Raw genomic sequence first — 15,472 nt, forward strand, 5'->3', positions numbered from 1 at the left:
GCGCGGTAGACACCGCAGGCGCGGTAGACACCGCAGGCGCGGTAGACACCGCAGGCGCGGTAGACACCGCAGGCGCGGTAGACACCGCAGGCGCGAAGGCCGAGTCGCATGGCGCGACGACCGACCCGCAGGACGCGGTCGAAGAGCCGCGCGGTGGGGACGTGGGTGGCGAGGGCGCACCGGCCGGTGCGGAGGTCGCAAACGGCGGAGCGGCGCGTGCGGTTGAAGGTGAGCGGCGTGGGACCGGGCCCATGCGGCGGAAGGCCGGCGGTGCCGCCGGGCTGAGGCCCGCCGCGAGCCGGCCCCCCAAAGGCAAACAGCGCAGGCGCGCAAGCACCCCCGACGACCCCGACAGCCAGTCGGAACCCGGCGGCGACGAGGACGACGCGGACGAGCCGCCGAAGGCCAACAACCGCCAGCGCCCTGATGAGTCCATCGTGGACGAGCAGCCGCCCACGGCCGGATAAGGGGGCGCCAGACCATGTTCCGGTCCATGTTGCGTGGGCTGCTCACCCACAAGTTGCGGCTTGCGCTTTCCGCGCTCGCGGTCGTGCTCGGCACCATGTTCATGTCCGGTGCGTTCGTGGCCGGCGATACGTTCGCGCAAGGGTTCACCGCGCTGTTCTCGACCGTCAACCAGAGCATCGACGTCGAGGTCACTGCCCGGGACACCACGCCGGGTGGGCAGAATGCGCAGCTCGGCACGCCGACCGCGCTGCTTGACCAGCAGGACGTCGACACCGTCAGCAACGTCGACGGCGTCGCGCAGGTGCGGCCCGGTGTCTACTCCGCCGGCGCGCGGCTCATCGGGTCCGACGGCAAGGTGGTCGGTGGGACCGGGCCGCCGCAGCAGGGGATCGCCTGGCAGGACGGCGACCCGCTGATCCAGCTCCGGCAGGGGCGCCCGCCGCAGGCCCCCGACGAGATCGCCATCAACCAGGGGCTCAGCGAGGACAGCGGGTTCGGGCTCGGGCAGACCGCGGACGTCATCACGTTGCAGCCGCGTACGCCGTACAGAATCGTCGGGATCTTCGGTTTTCCCGGCAACCGGCCCTCGCTCGCCGGTGAGACCACCGTCGCGTTCACGCTCGCGCAGGCCCAGCGGGTGCTGCTGAACGCGCCCGGCAAGTTCACCAGCATCGACGTCACCGCCGCCGGTGGGGTCAGCGACGAGACGCTCCGGGACCGGATCGCGGCCGCGCTGCCCGACGACGACGTGCGGACCGGGGCGCAGGTCGCCGAGGAGCAGCAGAGCGCCACGTCGAACTTCGTCAACATCCTCAAGACCGGGCTCGTCGTGTTCGCGCTGATCGGCATGTTCACCGGCGCCTTCCTGATCTTCAACACGTTCTCGATGCTGGTCGCGCAGCGGACGCGCGAGCTGGCCCTCTACCGCTCGTTCGGGGCGAGCCGCGGCCAGGTCAACCGGAGTGTCCTGCTGGAGTCGCTGCTGCTCGGGCTCGCGGCCAGCATCGTCGGGCTCGGGCTCGGCATCCTGGTCGGCTTCATCCTCAACAAGGCCCTCCAGGCGATCATCGACGCGATGCTGCCGGTCGGCGGGGTGGTCGTCCGCGCGTACGCCGTCGTCGCGACCCTCGCCGTCGGCACCGCCTTCACGGTCGTCGCCGCGCTGATCCCGGCGTTGCGGGCCAGCCGCGTCCCACCGATCGCCGCCATGCGCGAGGCCGTGACCCCGGACAAGCCGCTCACGAGGCTCACGATCGCCGGTGGCGTGGTCCTCGGCGCGGGCGGGCTGCTGCTCGGCCTCGGCGTCGCCGACGTCGGCGACATTCCGACCTGGCTCACCCTCGGGATCGGCGCGGGGCTCGTCTTCCTCGGCATGGCCATGCTCGCGCCGATCATCAGCCGCCCGCTGACCACCGCGGCCGGCAAGGCGTTCGCCTGGTCCGTGCCCGGCCGGCTCGGCGCCCGCAACACCGGCCGCAACCCGCGGCGCACCGCGGTCACCGCCGCCGCGCTGATGATCGGGGTGGCGCTGGCGACCGGCGCGGGCGTGTTCGCGCAGTCCGCCAAGGCCGGCATCAGCAACGCGTTCGAGCGCGACGTCAACGCCCAGCTCGCCGTGACCACCAGCCTCAGCCAGGGGCCCGGCGCGAGCGTCGGCTTCCCGCCCGAGCTCGAGCAGACCATGGCGGCCCTGCCGGGCGTCACCTCGGCGGTCGCGCTGCGCGGTGACACGGTCAACCTCAACGGCAGCGACCGGTTCGTGCTGGCCGGCGACGCCCAGGCGGCCTCGACGATCTTCAACCTGAAGCCCGTGGCCGGGAACGTACGGCAGCTCAACCCCGGGGAGGCCCTGCTCGACCAGCCCACCGCGGACGCCCTGCACGTCGGCGTCGGCAACCGGGTGACGATGCGGACGGCGCGCGGCGAACCGGTCACGCTGGACGTCGTGGGCGTGTTCAAGCCCAACCAGGCCATCTCCAGCTCGCTGATCAGCAGCGCGGACGCGGGCGGGTTCCGGTCGCCGTTCGCCCAGCAGGGTTTCGTGCAGGTGGCCGACGACAGCCAGGTGCCGCGGGTGCGGGCCGAGCTTGACCGGCTGTTCGCGGACAACCCCGAGGTCAGCGTCAACGACCAGTCGCAGCTGATCGACCAGGCCAACAACTTCGTCGACATCCTGCTCGGCATCGTCAACACGCTGCTCGGGCTGACGATCGTGGTCGCCGTGCTCGGCGTGGTCAACACGCTGCTGCTGTCGGTCTTCGAGCGCACCCGGGAGCTGGGCCTGATCCGGGCGGTCGGGATGAGCCGGGCCATGGTCGGGCGGATGGTCACCGTCGAGTCGATCCTGATCTCGGTCTTCGGCGCGATCCTCGGCATCTTCATCGGCGTCGGCCTGGGCGTGGCGATCGTGGTCGCGCTTGGTGACGAGTTCCTCTCCCTGACGGTGCCGTGGGGTTACCTCTTGATCACGCTGGCCCTCGCGATTGTGGCGGGCGCCATAGCGGCGATCCTCCCGGCCATCAGAGCGGCCCGCCTCAACGTCCTGCAAGCCATCGCGTATGAGTAAGCCAGTTCGGATCGGTGGATCGGTGCGAGCCGAGACGGAGTCCAGGTGTCGTCTGGTGGTGGCCCGGGATCGCCGGGATACCGGTGTTGTATCTCGGTGATCCCGGGACGCCGCCAGGCGGCAGCTGGGCCCGTCGCAGGCCGTGCCGATCCACCGATCCGAACTGGGGGACAAACCCTGAGGTCAGGTACGGGGTACCCGCATCGGAAAATCCGACCGGCCTCCACCACGGGACGGACGAAAACCGTTGCCTCCGTCCCCCAGCATGGAACATGCCGGCCGGACCGTCCTGGTCCGGCCGGACCATGACCGGTTGACGAGGGGGAACCAGGTGACGGCCAGCGATCCGGTGGCGGCCCGCGCGGACGACGTGTGGAAGGTCTACGGCAGCGGCGAGGCGGAGGTGATCGCGCTCCGGGGGGTGAGCGTCACCTTCCAGCGCGGCGTCTTCACGGCGATCATGGGGCCGTCCGGCTCCGGCAAGTCCACGCTCATGCACTGCCTCGCCGGGCTCGACTCGGTGACCAAGGGCGAGGTGCACATCGGTGAGACGCGGGTCACGGGGCTCGGCGACGCCGGTCTGACCCGCCTGCGGCGCGACAAGGTCGGCTTCATCTTCCAGCAGTTCAACCTGCTGCCGACGCTGTCCGCGAAGGAGAACATCCTGCTGCCCCTGTCGATCGCGGGGCGCAGCCCGGACGGCGCGTGGTTCGACACGGTGATCAAGACGGTCGGGCTGCAGGACCGGCTCGACCACCGGCCGGCCCAGCTCTCCGGCGGCCAGCAGCAGCGGGTGGCGTGCGCGCGGGCGCTGGTCGCCCGGCCCGAGGTGATCTTCGCCGACGAGCCCACCGGCAACCTCGACTCGAAGTCCGGTGCCGACGTGCTCGGCTTCCTCCAGGACTCCGTGAAGACGCACGGCCAGACGATCGTGATGGTCACCCACGACCCGGTGGCCGCGTCGTACGCCGACCGGGTCATCTTCCTGGCCGACGGCGCCGTGGTCGACGAGCTGCACGACCCGACGCCCGACATGGTGCTCGACCGCATGAAGAAGCTCGACGCGCCGACCGAGGTGGGGCGCTGATGCTGCGGGCCACTCTCAAGAGCCTGCTCGCCCGCAAGGTCCGCCTGGTCCTGTCGGGCCTCGCGGTCGTGCTGGGCGTCATGTTCGTCGCGGGCTCGTTCGTGCTCACCGACACCCTGTCCCGCTCCTTCGACTCGATCTTCTCGGACGCCTACTCGCAGACCGACGTGACCGTGGCCGGCAAGCCCAAGGTGGCGGTCTCGGAGATGGAGGGCGAGCAGGTACCGGCCAACATTCCGGCCTCCGCGGTCACCACCGTGTCAGGGCTGCCCGGCGTGTCGGCGCGCGGCGTGGTCGCCGCCGACGGTGCGACGCTGATCGGCAGCAACGGCAAGGCCGTCGGCTCGTTCGGGCCGCCGCAGCTCGGCGAGAGCTGGCTGGGCGAGAACGAGCTCACCCAGCTCCGCGACGGGGTTGGGCCCACCGCCGACGACGAGATCGCGGTCAACGTCGGTCTCGCCACGGCCGGCAAGGTCAAGGTCGGCGACCGGGTCGGCGTGCTAACCCTCGACTCCAAGCAGCGACAGTTCAAGATCGTCGGCACGTTCGGCTACAGCGGAGACCGGGACAGCCTCGGCGGCGTCAACGAGATCGCGTTCACCGAGCCGGTGGCGCAGCGGCTGATGCTCGGCGCGCCGGGCGTGTTCAGCAGCATCGACGTGAAGGCCACCGACGGCACGAGCCCCGAGATCCTCAAGGAGCGGGTGGCGGCCGCGCTGGGTAGCGACTACAACGTGCGTACGGGCGAGGAAGCCGCGGCCGACGACGCACAGGGGCTCAAGGACGGCCTGAGCTTCTTCAACAACATCCTGCTCGGCTTCGCCGGCATCGCGCTGTTCGTCGGCATCTTCCTGATCATCAACACGTTCTCGATCGTGGTCGCCCAGCGGACGAAGGAACTCGCCCTGCTCCGGGCGGTCGGTGCGGGTCGCCGGCAGGTGATCGGCTCGGTGCTGACCGAGGCCGTGATCGTCGGCACCGTCGCGTCGGTGATCGGGGTCGGCGCCGGCATCGGGGTCGGCGCCCTGCTCGCGTTCCTCGCCGGCAAGTTCGCCGGGGGCCTCTCCCTGGCCGGGCTGGGCGTGCCGCCGGTCGCGCTGATCGCGTCGTTCGTGGTCGGCCTGGTGGTCACGATCATCGCCGCCGTCATGCCGGCGCTGCGGGCCTCCCGCATCCCGCCGATCGCCGCCATGCAGGAGGTCGCGACCCCGGACCGCCCGCTCACGCGCGTCACCACGATCGGCGGAGTGGTCACGGCCGCGGCGGCGGCGTTGCTCGGCATCGGCCTGTACGCGGACGGTGGCCTGCTCCTGGTCGCCGGCGGCGTGCTGCTGGCGTTCGTCGGCGTGGCCCTGCTGACCCCGGTGCTCAGCCGGCCGGTGGTCGGCCTGCTCGGGCGGATCTTTTCCTGGTCGGTGCCGGGCAAACTGGGCCGGCTGAACTCCGGCCGGAACCCGCGCCGCACGGCGATCACCGCGTCGGCGCTGATGGTCGGCATCGCGCTGGTCACCGGCGTCGGCGTGGTCGCGTCGTCGGCGAAGACCAGCATCGCGGGTGCGGTCGACTCGATCGACGCCCAGCTGATCATCCAGGGCACCCAGAACGGCCCGCGCCCGCCGACGTTCGCGCCGGCGGTCGCCGACCAGGCCAAGCAGGTGCCGGGCGTACGCGACGTGGTCGGTGTGGCCAGCGACCTGGCCAGGGTCGACGGCAAGCAGCAGTTCGTCACGTCCGTGACCGACGCGGCGCCGATCCCGGCGATCTACGGCAGCACGGCCGTGGCGGGTGACATCTCCACGCTGGGTCCGGACCAGGTGATCGTCAACGAGGAGACGGCGCAGGACCACAACTGGTCGGTCGGCTCGGTGATGACGGTCCAGCTGACCCGGGGATCCGAGCACCGCTACACGGTCAGCGGCATCGCGCCGACGGACAAGTCGATCGGCGAGATCATGCTGCCGGCCGCGGCGATGCAGGACTTCGCGCAGCCCGCCCTGTCGCTCGGCTTCGTCCGGCTCGACGAGGGCACGCCGGTCGCGTCGGTGCAGCCGCAACTCGAGGCGCTGGTCGCCGACAACCCGCTGGTCTCGGTGATCGACCAGGCCGCGTTCACCGAGCAGCAGACCGGCATGATCGACCAGGTGCTGGTGATGATCCAGATCCTGCTGGCGCTGGCGATCCTGATCGCGGTGCTGGGCATCGTCAACACGCTCGCCCTGTCGGTCATGGAGCGGACCCGCGAGCTGGGCCTGCTCCGCGCGATCGGCCTGAGCCGCGGTGCGACGATGCGGATGATCACGGTCGAGGCGGTGGTCATCTCGGTGTTCGGCGCCCTGCTGGGCGTCGTGGTCGGCGGCGGCCTGGGCGCGGCGGTGGTCCGGGCGCTCCGCGACCAGGGCTTCACCGACCTGACGCTGCCCTGGTCGACGATCGTGCTCTACCTGGGCGTGGCGGCGCTGGTCGGCTGCGTGGCGGCGATCCTGCCGTCGATCCGGGCGGCGCGGCTCAACGTGCTCGGCGCGATCGCGCACGAGTAACGGGTGGGGTGCCCGCTCCCCAGGGAGCGGGCACTCCCGTCCGGTCGGCCACCGCGGACCCGGCAGCGCAGCGGTGTCTGGCGGGAGCGACGGTCGTGCCCACCGCGGACCCGAGTCCCGGCCCTGGGTTCAGGGGGTCGGGACCGCGCGTTCCGTGAGGGTCGCGAGCAGGTCCAGGTCGACGGTGGTCAGGCTGTCCACCAGGTGTACGCCGCGGCGCGGGGCGACCGCCGCGTCGTGTGGAACGGCGATCACCGCCGCTCCCGCCGCGAGGGCGCTCGTGACGCCCACCGGAGAGTCTTCGATCGCGACGCAGGCCTCGGCCGGCACGCCGAGCAGGCGGGCGGCCATCAGGTACGGCTCCGGGTCCGGCTTGCCGGCGCTCACCTCGTCGCCGCAGACCACCGCCTGGAACCAGTGCCGCCCGATCACCTCTATGGCGATCTCGACCAGCGCGCGGCCGGTGTTGGTCACCAGCGCGGCCGGGATCCCGGCGTCGTGGACGGCCTTCAACAGCTCCCGGGCGCCGGGACGCCAGCGCAGCTCGGTCTTGAACAGCTCGGCCATCCGGCGCACGAGCCAGGCGGCGGAGGTCTCCGCGTCCCGCCACGGCTGGTCGAGGTCGGCGTGCAGGATCGCCATCGAGCTCTCCATGTCACCGCCGACCATCGCGAGCCGGGCCGGGTCCGACAGCTCGCCGCCGTACTCCCTGGCCAGCTCCCGAAGCCCGATGTCCCAGACCTGTTCGCTGTCGAGCAGCGTGCCGTCCATGTCGAACAGCACCGCCGCGGGCCGATGTGTGCCTTCCACCGCATCCGTCATCAGGTCGAGTATCGCCCGGATGCCGCCGCCGCCCGGCATCCCCGCGCGGGCCGGTGGCGCACGTCACGCGGGTTCGCGGGCCGTTCACCTCTTGTGCCCCGCAGAGACAATGGTGAGTGGTGAGGCCGTCGTTAAAGATCATGCGGGTGGGGTAAACAAGGCCACCGGTCGAGAGGGGACGTCGCGATGACCAGACCCGTTCTGATGCGGGTGCTCGCCGTGATGGTCGCCGGAGCGGTGGCGGTGGCCTGCGGTTTCGACACCGGCGACCCCTCGGCGCCCGCCGGTCGGCCGCCCGCCGCGACGGGGACGGCCGACGACGGCTCGATGACCGCCGACGAGTTCGAGCGGGACATCAGCGACGCGACCAAGTCGGCGGAGAGCTACTGGACGTCGGTGTTCGACCAGTCCGGCGAGCGCTTCCGCCCGGTTCGCCGGATCCTCAGCTACACCCGCGACGGCGAGGTCGACTGCGGCGGCGAGCCCGTGCCCCGCAACAACGCGGTCTACTGCCCGGACGGCGACTTCATCGCGTACGACGTGAACTTCGCCGTTGCCGCCTTCCAGCAGGTCGGCGACGCGTTCCTCTACTACCTGCTGGGCCACGAGTACGCGCACGCGATCCAGGCGCGCCTGGGCATCAGCCACCGGCTGACGATCGACCACGAGCTCCAGGCGGACTGCATGGCGGGTGCCTACCTGGGCGACTCGGTCCGCGGCCAGTCCCTGTCGATCGAGGACGGCGACCTCGACGAGTTCCAGAAGGGCCTGCTCGCGGTCGGCGACGACCCGAGCGTGCCCTGGTTCGCGCCCGGTGCGCACGGCACGGCGGAGCAACGCACGGAGTCGTTCTTCCTGGGGTACGAGCGTTCGCTGTCGGCCTGCGACCTCAACTGACCGGCGCAAAGCCAGTGGCTTCGAGATCGACGGCGTAGAAACGCATCCGTCAGGCGGCGACCAGCTCGGCCTCGAAGCCGTCGGCGTTCTCGAGGTACGCGGCGTAGGTGTCCGGGCCGCCGGCGTGCGGGTGGCGGTCCGGGAAGAGGAGTGTCCAGCCGTGGTTCGGGGCCTCGCCGACGAGGGCGTCGACCTCCTGCTGCTGCCCGGCGGCGCCTGGCTGATCCTGTTCTTCGTCGTCCCGGCCTTCCAGCTCGGCGCGACCAGCCTCTACGACCCGTCCGGCTCGGTCACCACCGGCTACGCGATGACGTGGGAGTTCGGCAACTACCCGGACGCCATCGCGTACGCGGGTCCGCAGATCCTGCGCTCCTTCGCCTACGCCGCGATCGCCACCGTGATCGGCATCGTGATCGGCTACCCGTTGGCGTACGCGATCGCGCAGAAGGCCGGCCGGTGGAAGAACCTCCTGCTGATCTGCGTAGTCGCGCCGATGTTCACCAGCTTCCTGGTGCGCACCCTGGCCTGGAAGACGATCCTGTCGGACAACGGCGCACTGGTCGGCTTCCTGCGCGACATCGGCGTGCTCAGCGCCGACGGCCGGCTGCTGGCGACCCCGGTCGCCGTGGTGCTCGGCCTGACGTACAACTTCCTGCCGTTCCTGGTGTTGCCGCTCTACGCGAGCCTCGAGCGGCTCGACACCCGGCTGCTGGAGGCGTCCGGCGACCTGTACGCCAGCCCCACCCGCACGTTCCTCAAGGTGACGCTGCCGCTGTCGATGCCCGGCCTGGTCGCCGGGACCCTGCTGTTCTTCATCCCGGCGGTCGGCGACTACATCAACGCCGCGCTGCTCGGCAACACCAACACCAACATGGTCGGCAACGTGGTCAACTCCGCGTTCCTGTCGCGGCAACAGCCACCGCAGGGCGCCGCGCTCTCGTTCCTGCTGATGGCGATCATCCTGGTGATCGTCTTCACCTACGTCCGCCGGTCCGGCACCGACGAGGTGGTCTGATGTACCGGATCGGGCGCTGGATCGCCGACCACTGGGTCCTGGCGATCGGCCTCATGGTGCTGATCTACCTGTTCCTGCCGATCGCGGTGGTCGCCGGGCTGTCGTTCAACCGCCCGTCGAGCCGCCTGTCGTACGACTTCAACGCGTTCACCACCGACAACTGGACCAACCTGTGCGGCCCGGCGGACCTCTGCGCGGCGGTCGGCCGGTCGGCGTGGATCGGCCTGCTGGCCACGCTCGGCTCGACCGTGCTCGGCACGCTGATGGCGTTCGCGCTGGCCCGGCACCGGTTCCGCGGCCGCGGCGCGACCAATCTGCTGATCTTCCTGCCGATGGCGACGCCCGAGCTGGTCATGGGCACCTCGCTGCTGGCGCTGTTCACGTCGGCCGGCCTCGAGCTCGGCTTCGTGACGATCCTGATCGCACACATCATGTTCTGCGTCTCGTTCGTCGTCGTGACGGTGAAGGCCCGGCTCGCCGGGATGGACGCGCGGCTGGAGGAGGCGGCGATGGACCTCTACGCCTCGCCGTTCCAGACGTTCCGGCGGATCACGCTGCCGCTGGTGCTGCCCGGCATCGTCGCCGCGGCGCTGCTGGCGTTCTCGCTGTCCTTCGACGACTTCATCATCACGAACTTCAACTCGGGCAACACGGTGACCTTCCCCATGTACGTTTGGGGAGTCAACCAGCGCGGCATTCCGCCGCAGGTCAACGTGGTCGGCACGGCCATGTTCGCGATCGCCTTGGTGCTGGTGCTGGCGACCAACGTACGGCGGCGGCGGGGGGCGCGGGTGGCATGAACGTCGGTCGGGCGCTCGCGGACGCGCAGCCCCGGGTCTTCTGGCTCGACCGTCCCGAGCGCCCCGACCCACTGCCTCCGCTCACCGGCGACACGTCGGCCGACCTGCTCGTCGTCGGCGGCGGCTACTCGGGCCTCTGGGCGGCGCTGCAGGCCAAGCAGGACGACCCGGGTCGCGACGTCGTGCTGGTCGAGGCGGGCACCTGCGGCTGGGCGGCGTCGGGGCGCAACGGCGGTTTCTGCGCCTCCTCACTGACGCACGGGTTGGCCAACGGCGCGGCCCGGTTCCCGGGGGAGATCGCCACCCTCGACATGCTCGGCCAGGCCAACCTCGACGCGCTGCTGGCCACGGTCGCGCTGTTCGACATCCGGTGCGACGTCGAGCGCACCGGCGAGATCGAGCTGGCGGTCGAGGAGCACCAGGTGGCGGACCTGGCCGAGGACGCCGCGCTGGCCCGCCGGCACGGGCACGACGTGCTGGTGCTCGGGCGCGACGAGGTGCGGGCCGAGGTCGACTCGCCCACGTACCTCGGCGGCGTCTGGCACCGCGACCGCACCGTCATGCTCGACCCGGCCCGGCTGGCCTGGGGCCTGCGCGCGGCCTGCTTGTCCCTCGGGGTGCGGATCTTCGAGCACACGCGGGTCACCGGCCTGTCCAGCGACGGCGGTGCCGTGCTGGCCCGGTGCGAGAGCGGTTCCGTGCGGGCCGGCGGCGTCGTGCTGGCCGCCAGCGCGTTCCCGCCGCTGCTGCGGAGGCTGCGCGCCTATGTCGTGCCGGTCTACGACTACGCGCTGGTCACCCGCCCGTTGACCGCCGGCGAGCTGGCGTCGGTCGGCTGGCGGCGCCGGCAGGGCCTGGCCGACTCGGGCAACCAGTTCCACTACTACCGGCTGACCGCCGACAACCGGATCCTGTTCGGCGGGTACGACGCCGTCTACCACTTCGGCAACCGGATGGCGCCGTCGCTCGCCCGGGAAGCGCCCACCTTTCGCACGCTGGCCGGGCACTTCTTCGAGACGTTCCCGCAGCTCGCGGACGTGACGTTCACCCACCGCTGGGGCGGGGTGGTCGACACCTGCGCCCGGTTCTGCGCGTTCTTCGGCACGGCGTTCGGCGGGCGGCTGGCGTACGCGACCGGGTTCACCGGCCTCGGCGTCGGTGCGAGCCGATTCGGTGCCCGGGTCGCCTTGGATCTCCTCTCCGGGGCGGAGACCCCTTTGACCACATTGGACTTCGTACGCAGCCGCCCGGTCCCGTTCCCGCCGGAACCACTGCGCGCCCTGGTGATCAACGCGACCCGCTGGTCGATGGCGCACGCCGACGCGCACAAGGGCCGGCGCAACCTGTGGCTGCGTACCCTCGACAGACTCGGTTTGGGGTTCGATTCCTGATGCGCGTCCTGCAGATCGGCGCCGGCGGCGTCGGCGCGGCGGCCACGGCGATCGCCGCCCGCCGCACGTTCTTCTCGTCCTGGGTCGTGGCGGACTACTCGCTCGATCGCGCGCAGCGCGTGGTCGACGCGCTGGACGACCCGCGCTTCACCGCCGCCCGGGTCGACGCCTCCTCGTCGACCGAGGTGCGGGACCTGGCCGCAGGCGCCACGCACGTCTTCAACGCCGTCGACCCGCGGTTCGTCATGTCCATCTTCGACGGTGCGTTCGCGGCGGGTGCGGACTACCTCGACATGGCGATGTCGCTGTCGCAGCCGCACCCGACGGAGCCCTACGCGTCGACGGGCGTGGTGCTCGGCGCCGCACAGTTCGCCACCGCGTCGCTCTGGGAGCAGTCGGGCCGGCTGGCGCTGGTCGGCATCGGCGTCGAGCCGGGCCTGTCCGATGTGTTCGCCCGCTACGCGGCCGACGAGCTGTTCACCTCGATCGACGAGATCGGCGTGCGGGACGGCTCGAACCTCGTGGTCGACGGCTCTTCGTTCGCGCCGTCGTTCTCGATCTGGACGACGATCGAGGAGTGCCTGAACCCGCCGGTGGTCTACGAGCGCGGGCGCGGCTGGTTCACCACGGAGCCGTTCTCGGAGCCGGAGGTGTTCGACTTCCCGGCCGGCATCGGGCCGGTGGAGTGCGTCAACGTCGAGCACGAAGAGGTGCTGCTGATCCCGCGCTGGGTGGACGCGCGCCGGGTGACCTTCAAGTACGGCCTGGGCGCCGAGTTCATCTCGGTGCTCCGCACGCTGCACCGGCTGGGCCTGGACTCGACGGTCCCGGTGAAGGTCGGCGACGTGTCCGTGGCACCCCGCGACGTGGTGGCGGCCTGCCTGCCGGATCCGGCGACGCTGGGCCCGCGGATGCGCGGCAAGACCTGCGCGGGCACGTGGGTGCGGGGCACCGGCGTCTCCGGCGAGCCGCGCGAGGTCTACCTCTACCACGTGGTCGACAACGAATGGTCGATGCGTGAGTACGGCCACCAGGCGGTGGTCTGGCAGACCGCGGTCAACCCCGTCGTGGCGCTGGAGTTGCTCGCGTCGGGCGCCTGGTCGGGTGCGGGCGTGCTGGGCCCGGAGGCGCTTCCGCCGAAGCCCTTCCTGGACCTGCTGGTCGCCTACGGCTCGCCGTGGGCGATGCGCTGACCCGTTCCGTTCCGCTGAGGGCGAACCTCCGTCGCCTGTGCATGCGCCCGCAACGGTGTAATGCTGTAATCAAGTAACGGCGTAAGCGAACAGCGGGAGGTGCACCATGAGAGGTTTCAGAGGCCCATGGGAAGCAGGGCCGCGCGGCGGACGGGCCGAGCCGCCACCGGCCGAGGGCCTGGCGGCGTGGATCACCGGTGCGGTGCCGGACGGCTGGTTCACCGAGCCGCCGACGGTCACGATCGACCGCGACGAGGTCATGATCATTGGTCACCTGCCGTCGCCGCAGCTCGCCGAGGGCGCCTCCGACGCGGACCGCGCGTCGGCGCAGCAGGGCCGGATCGCCCAGCACCGCGAGGACACCCGCGAGCAGCGCATCAAGATCGCGCAGCAGGTCGAACACCGCTGGCGTCGCAAGGTCAGCTGGGGCGCGACCTGCGGTGACACGGAGGCGTTGTTCACCACTTTCTCGGCGCCGGTGATGACGCGGTTGCGCCAGTCGGACCGCCAGGTCCTGGACACGCTGGTCGACTCGGGCGTGGCCCGCAGCCGCTCGGAGGCGCTGGCCTGGTGCGTCCGCCTGGTCGGCCAGCACGCGGACCAGTGGCTCGGCGAACTGCGCGACGCGATGGGCGCGGTCGACGAACTCCGCCGCCGTGGCCCCAACGTCGGCGAGGCCTGACCGGCTCAGCCGGCCGACAGGTGCGCCGCCAGGCGGTCGATGAACTCCGCTTGCGCGGGGACCAGCTTCTGCCTGGCGGTCGCCAGGTCGAACCACTCGGCGCGGTCGACCTCGGGGAACTCGCGCCGGTTGCCCGACCGCGGTGGCCACTCCAGCTCGAACGTGTTGCTGCGCAGCCGCGCCGGGTCGAAGTCGGCCGCGACGGCCCACGCCGCGACGACCTTGCCGGCCTTCTGCTTCACCGAGCCGAGCGGGACGCAGTCCGCGGCCGCGACCACGAGGCCGGTCTCCTCCGCCAGCTCGCGCAGGCCGGCCTGCAACGGGTCGTCCGGGTCCGCGTACTCACCTTTGGGAAGGGACCAGGCGCCCAGGTCCTTCTTCGCCCAGAACGGGCCGCCCGGGTGCACCAGCAGGACCTCGACCTCGCCGTCGACGAGCTTGTAGGCGAGGATCCCCGCGCTCTGTTTCGCCACGTACCGAAGGCTAGAGGTCCAGGTCGGTGAGGACCATGACGCGGGCCTCCGTGTAGTCGTCGATCGCGCTGCGCAGGCCCTCGCGGCCCACACCCGAACCCTTGACGCCGCCGTACGGCATCTGGTCCGCGCGGTACGACGGCACGTCGCCCACGATCACGCCGCCGACCTCCAGCGTGCGCTGTGCCGCGAAGGCGGTCTGCAGGTTGCGGGTGAAGACGCCGGCCTGCAGCCCGTACGCCGAGTCGTTGATCGCGGCGAAGCCCGCCGTGTCGTCCGCGACCGGCTCGACCACCAGCACCGGCCCGAACACCTCCTCGCGGCTCACCTTCGCGGACTTCGGCGCGCGGGACAGCACGGTCGGTGGATAGGTCGCCCCGGCGCGCAGGCCGCCGACCTCGATCGCCGCGCCCGCCGTCACCGCCTCGTCCACCCACGACTCGACCCGCTCGGCCGCGGCCGTGGAGATCAGCGGGCCCACGTCGGTCGCCTCGTCGAACGGGTCGCCGGTGCGCAGCGCGGAGACGGCCTCGACCAGCCGCGGCAGGAAGCCGTCGTAGATCCACTCGTGGACGAACACCCGCTGCACCGCGATGCAGCTCTGCCCGGCCTGGTAGTTCGAGAACGTCGCGATCCGCGCGGCCGCGAAGTTGAGGTCGGCGTCCGCCGTCCAGTCCTCGCACAACAGCACCGCCGCGTTGCCGCCCAGCTCCAGCGTCACGTGCTTGTCAGGCACGGCCCGGCGGATCGCCGCGCCGACGGGTCCCGAGCCGGTGAAGCTGACGACCGGCAGCCGTGGGTCCTCGACGAGCCCCGCCGCCCGCTCGTTGGGCAGCGGCAGCACGGAGAACATGCCTTCGGGCAGGTCCGTCTCGGCCAGGATCTCGCCGAGCAGCAGGGCGCTGAGCGGAGTCGCCGGCGCGGGCTTGACCACGATCGGCGCACCGGCCGCGATCGCCGGGGCGACCTTGTGCGCGACCAGGTTCAGCGGGAAGTTGAACGGCGTGATGCCGAGGACCGGGCCGCGCGGGAACCGGCGCACCACCGCGAGCCGGCCGGTCGCCGCCGGGTCCGTGTCGAGCCGCTGCAGCGAACCCGCGAACCGGCGCGCCTCCTCGGCCGCCCACCGGAACGTCGACACCGCCCGGGCCGCCTCGGCGCGCGCCCACTTGAGCGGCTTGCCGTTCTCCGCGGTGATCAGCTGGGCGACCTCCTCGGCGCGCTCCTTGAGCCGTGCCGATACGTGGTCGAGGGCGGCCGCGCGGGCGTGCGCCGGCAGCGCCTGGGCCGCCGGCGCCGCGGCCGCCGCCGCGCTGACCGCCCGTTCGACCTGTTCGTCCGTCGCTGTGGTGGTCGCACCCACGGCGTGGCCGTCGTACGGGTGCCGGATCGTCACGGGGTCGGCGCCGTGCTCGGGCCGGCCGGCTACGTAGAACGCGCGCTCGTCCACGGTCCGGAGCCTAGCCCAGCGTCAACCCTCGCGGAAACGGTGGCGATAGACCTTGTCAGCTACGGATTCGGTCGCGAAGATGGCGTGAGGG

The 15,472-nt window shown here is 71.6% G+C and carries 12 protein-coding genes and 1 pseudogene; 9 read left to right on the top strand and 4 right to left on the bottom strand.

From position 1 onward, the window contains the following. The first annotated feature begins 493 nt into the window (after nt 1–493). From AB0H87_RS14225 to AB0H87_RS14235, 3 genes are all read left to right on the top strand, one after another. Complete coding sequence (locus tag AB0H87_RS14225; protein ID WP_360144100.1) at nt 494–3,034, top strand: ABC transporter permease; 2,541 nt, start codon at nt 494–496, stop codon at nt 3,032–3,034. Nucleotides 3,035–3,365: 331 nt separating this feature from the next. After that, the gene (locus AB0H87_RS14230; protein ID WP_360144160.1) at nt 3,366–4,121 is read left to right on the top strand and encodes an ABC transporter ATP-binding protein; all 756 of its coding nucleotides are present in this window, start codon (nt 3,366–3,368) and stop codon (nt 4,119–4,121) included. Continuing rightward, on the top strand, nt 4,121–6,658 hold the full coding sequence (locus AB0H87_RS14235; RefSeq protein ID WP_360144103.1) for an ABC transporter permease: 2,538 nt from the start codon (nt 4,121–4,123) through the stop codon (nt 6,656–6,658). The genes AB0H87_RS14230 and AB0H87_RS14235 overlap by 1 nt, the downstream gene beginning before the upstream one ends. 129 nt (nt 6,659–6,787) lie before the next feature. Here AB0H87_RS14235 and AB0H87_RS14240 read toward each other — a convergent pair whose 3' ends face one another. Next, on the bottom strand, nt 6,788–7,441 hold the full coding sequence (locus AB0H87_RS14240) for an HAD family phosphatase (RefSeq protein WP_360144163.1): 654 nt from the start codon (nt 7,439–7,441) through the stop codon (nt 6,788–6,790). Nucleotides 7,442–7,666: 225 nt separating this feature from the next. Here AB0H87_RS14240 and AB0H87_RS14245 point away from each other — a divergent pair, with 225 nt between their 5' ends. Further along, the gene (locus AB0H87_RS14245) at nt 7,667–8,377 is read left to right on the top strand and encodes a neutral zinc metallopeptidase (protein WP_360144106.1); all 711 of its coding nucleotides are present in this window, start codon (nt 7,667–7,669) and stop codon (nt 8,375–8,377) included. 49 nt (nt 8,378–8,426) lie between these two features. On the opposite strand, the pseudogene AB0H87_RS14250 reads toward AB0H87_RS14245, so the two are convergent. After that, a pseudogene (locus AB0H87_RS14250) lies at nt 8,427–8,573 on the bottom strand (glyoxalase); the annotation flags it as partial. On the opposite strand from AB0H87_RS14250, the gene AB0H87_RS14255 reads away from it, so the two are divergent. The 5 genes from AB0H87_RS14255 (at nt 8,538) to AB0H87_RS14275 (ending at nt 13,458) form a co-directional block, all read left to right on the top strand. After that, nucleotides 8,538–9,392, top strand: a complete 855-nt coding sequence (locus AB0H87_RS14255) for an ABC transporter permease (protein ID WP_360144109.1) — start codon at nt 8,538–8,540, stop codon at nt 9,390–9,392. The pseudogene AB0H87_RS14250 and the gene AB0H87_RS14255 overlap by 36 nt on opposite strands. After that, the gene (locus AB0H87_RS14260; protein ID WP_360144112.1) at nt 9,392–10,192 is read left to right on the top strand and encodes an ABC transporter permease; all 801 of its coding nucleotides are present in this window, start codon (nt 9,392–9,394) and stop codon (nt 10,190–10,192) included. Before AB0H87_RS14255 ends, AB0H87_RS14260 begins: the two co-directional genes overlap by 1 nt. Next, the gene (locus AB0H87_RS14265; RefSeq protein WP_360144115.1) at nt 10,189–11,583 is read left to right on the top strand and encodes an FAD-dependent oxidoreductase; all 1,395 of its coding nucleotides are present in this window, start codon (nt 10,189–10,191) and stop codon (nt 11,581–11,583) included. Before AB0H87_RS14260 ends, AB0H87_RS14265 begins: the two co-directional genes overlap by 4 nt. After that, nucleotides 11,583–12,776 (top strand): saccharopine dehydrogenase C-terminal domain-containing protein, encoded by a 1,194-nt coding sequence (locus tag AB0H87_RS14270; protein ID WP_360144118.1) that lies wholly within the window; start codon nt 11,583–11,585, stop codon nt 12,774–12,776. The genes AB0H87_RS14265 and AB0H87_RS14270 overlap by 1 nt, the downstream gene beginning before the upstream one ends. 106 nt (nt 12,777–12,882) lie before the next feature. Continuing rightward, nucleotides 12,883–13,458 (top strand): hypothetical protein, encoded by a 576-nt coding sequence (locus tag AB0H87_RS14275; RefSeq protein WP_360144121.1) that lies wholly within the window; start codon nt 12,883–12,885, stop codon nt 13,456–13,458. A 5-nt stretch (nt 13,459–13,463) separates the two neighbouring features. Here the strand turns inward: AB0H87_RS14275 and AB0H87_RS14280 are convergent, their stop codons facing one another. Both AB0H87_RS14280 and AB0H87_RS14285 read right to left on the bottom strand, forming a co-directional pair. Continuing rightward, nucleotides 13,464–13,931: an NUDIX domain-containing protein gene (locus tag AB0H87_RS14280; RefSeq protein ID WP_360144124.1), complete on the bottom strand. Its 468-nt coding sequence runs from the start codon at nt 13,929–13,931 to the stop codon at nt 13,464–13,466. A 10-nt stretch (nt 13,932–13,941) separates the two neighbouring features. After that, a complete protein-coding gene (locus AB0H87_RS14285; RefSeq protein WP_360144127.1) occupies nt 13,942–15,381 on the bottom strand; it encodes an aldehyde dehydrogenase family protein in 1,440 nt (479 codons plus the stop codon). Nucleotides 15,382–15,472: the final 91 nt, after the last annotated feature.

This window comes from Asanoa sp. NPDC050611 (assembly GCF_040654855.1).
Lineage (GTDB): Bacteria > Actinomycetota > Actinomycetes > Mycobacteriales > Micromonosporaceae > Asanoa.

What these genes read in the sequence shown, in the direction of transcription:
- AB0H87_RS14225 (WP_360144100.1), top strand. Translation starts at nt 494, where the DNA reads ATGTTGCGTGGGCTGCTCACCCACAAGTTGCGGCTTGCGCTTTCCGCG.
- AB0H87_RS14245 (WP_360144106.1), top strand. Translation starts at nt 7,667, where the DNA reads ATGACCAGACCCGTTCTGATGCGGGTGCTCGCCGTGATGGTCGCCGGA.
- AB0H87_RS14270 (WP_360144118.1), top strand. Translation starts at nt 11,583, where the DNA reads ATGCGCGTCCTGCAGATCGGCGCCGGCGGCGTCGGCGCGGCGGCCACG.
- AB0H87_RS14235 (WP_360144103.1), top strand. Translation starts at nt 4,121, where the DNA reads ATGCTGCGGGCCACTCTCAAGAGCCTGCTCGCCCGCAAGGTCCGCCTG.
- AB0H87_RS14265 (WP_360144115.1), top strand. Translation starts at nt 10,189, where the DNA reads ATGAACGTCGGTCGGGCGCTCGCGGACGCGCAGCCCCGGGTCTTCTGG.
- AB0H87_RS14260 (WP_360144112.1), top strand. Translation starts at nt 9,392, where the DNA reads ATGTACCGGATCGGGCGCTGGATCGCCGACCACTGGGTCCTGGCGATC.
- AB0H87_RS14275 (WP_360144121.1), top strand. Translation starts at nt 12,883, where the DNA reads ATGAGAGGTTTCAGAGGCCCATGGGAAGCAGGGCCGCGCGGCGGACGG.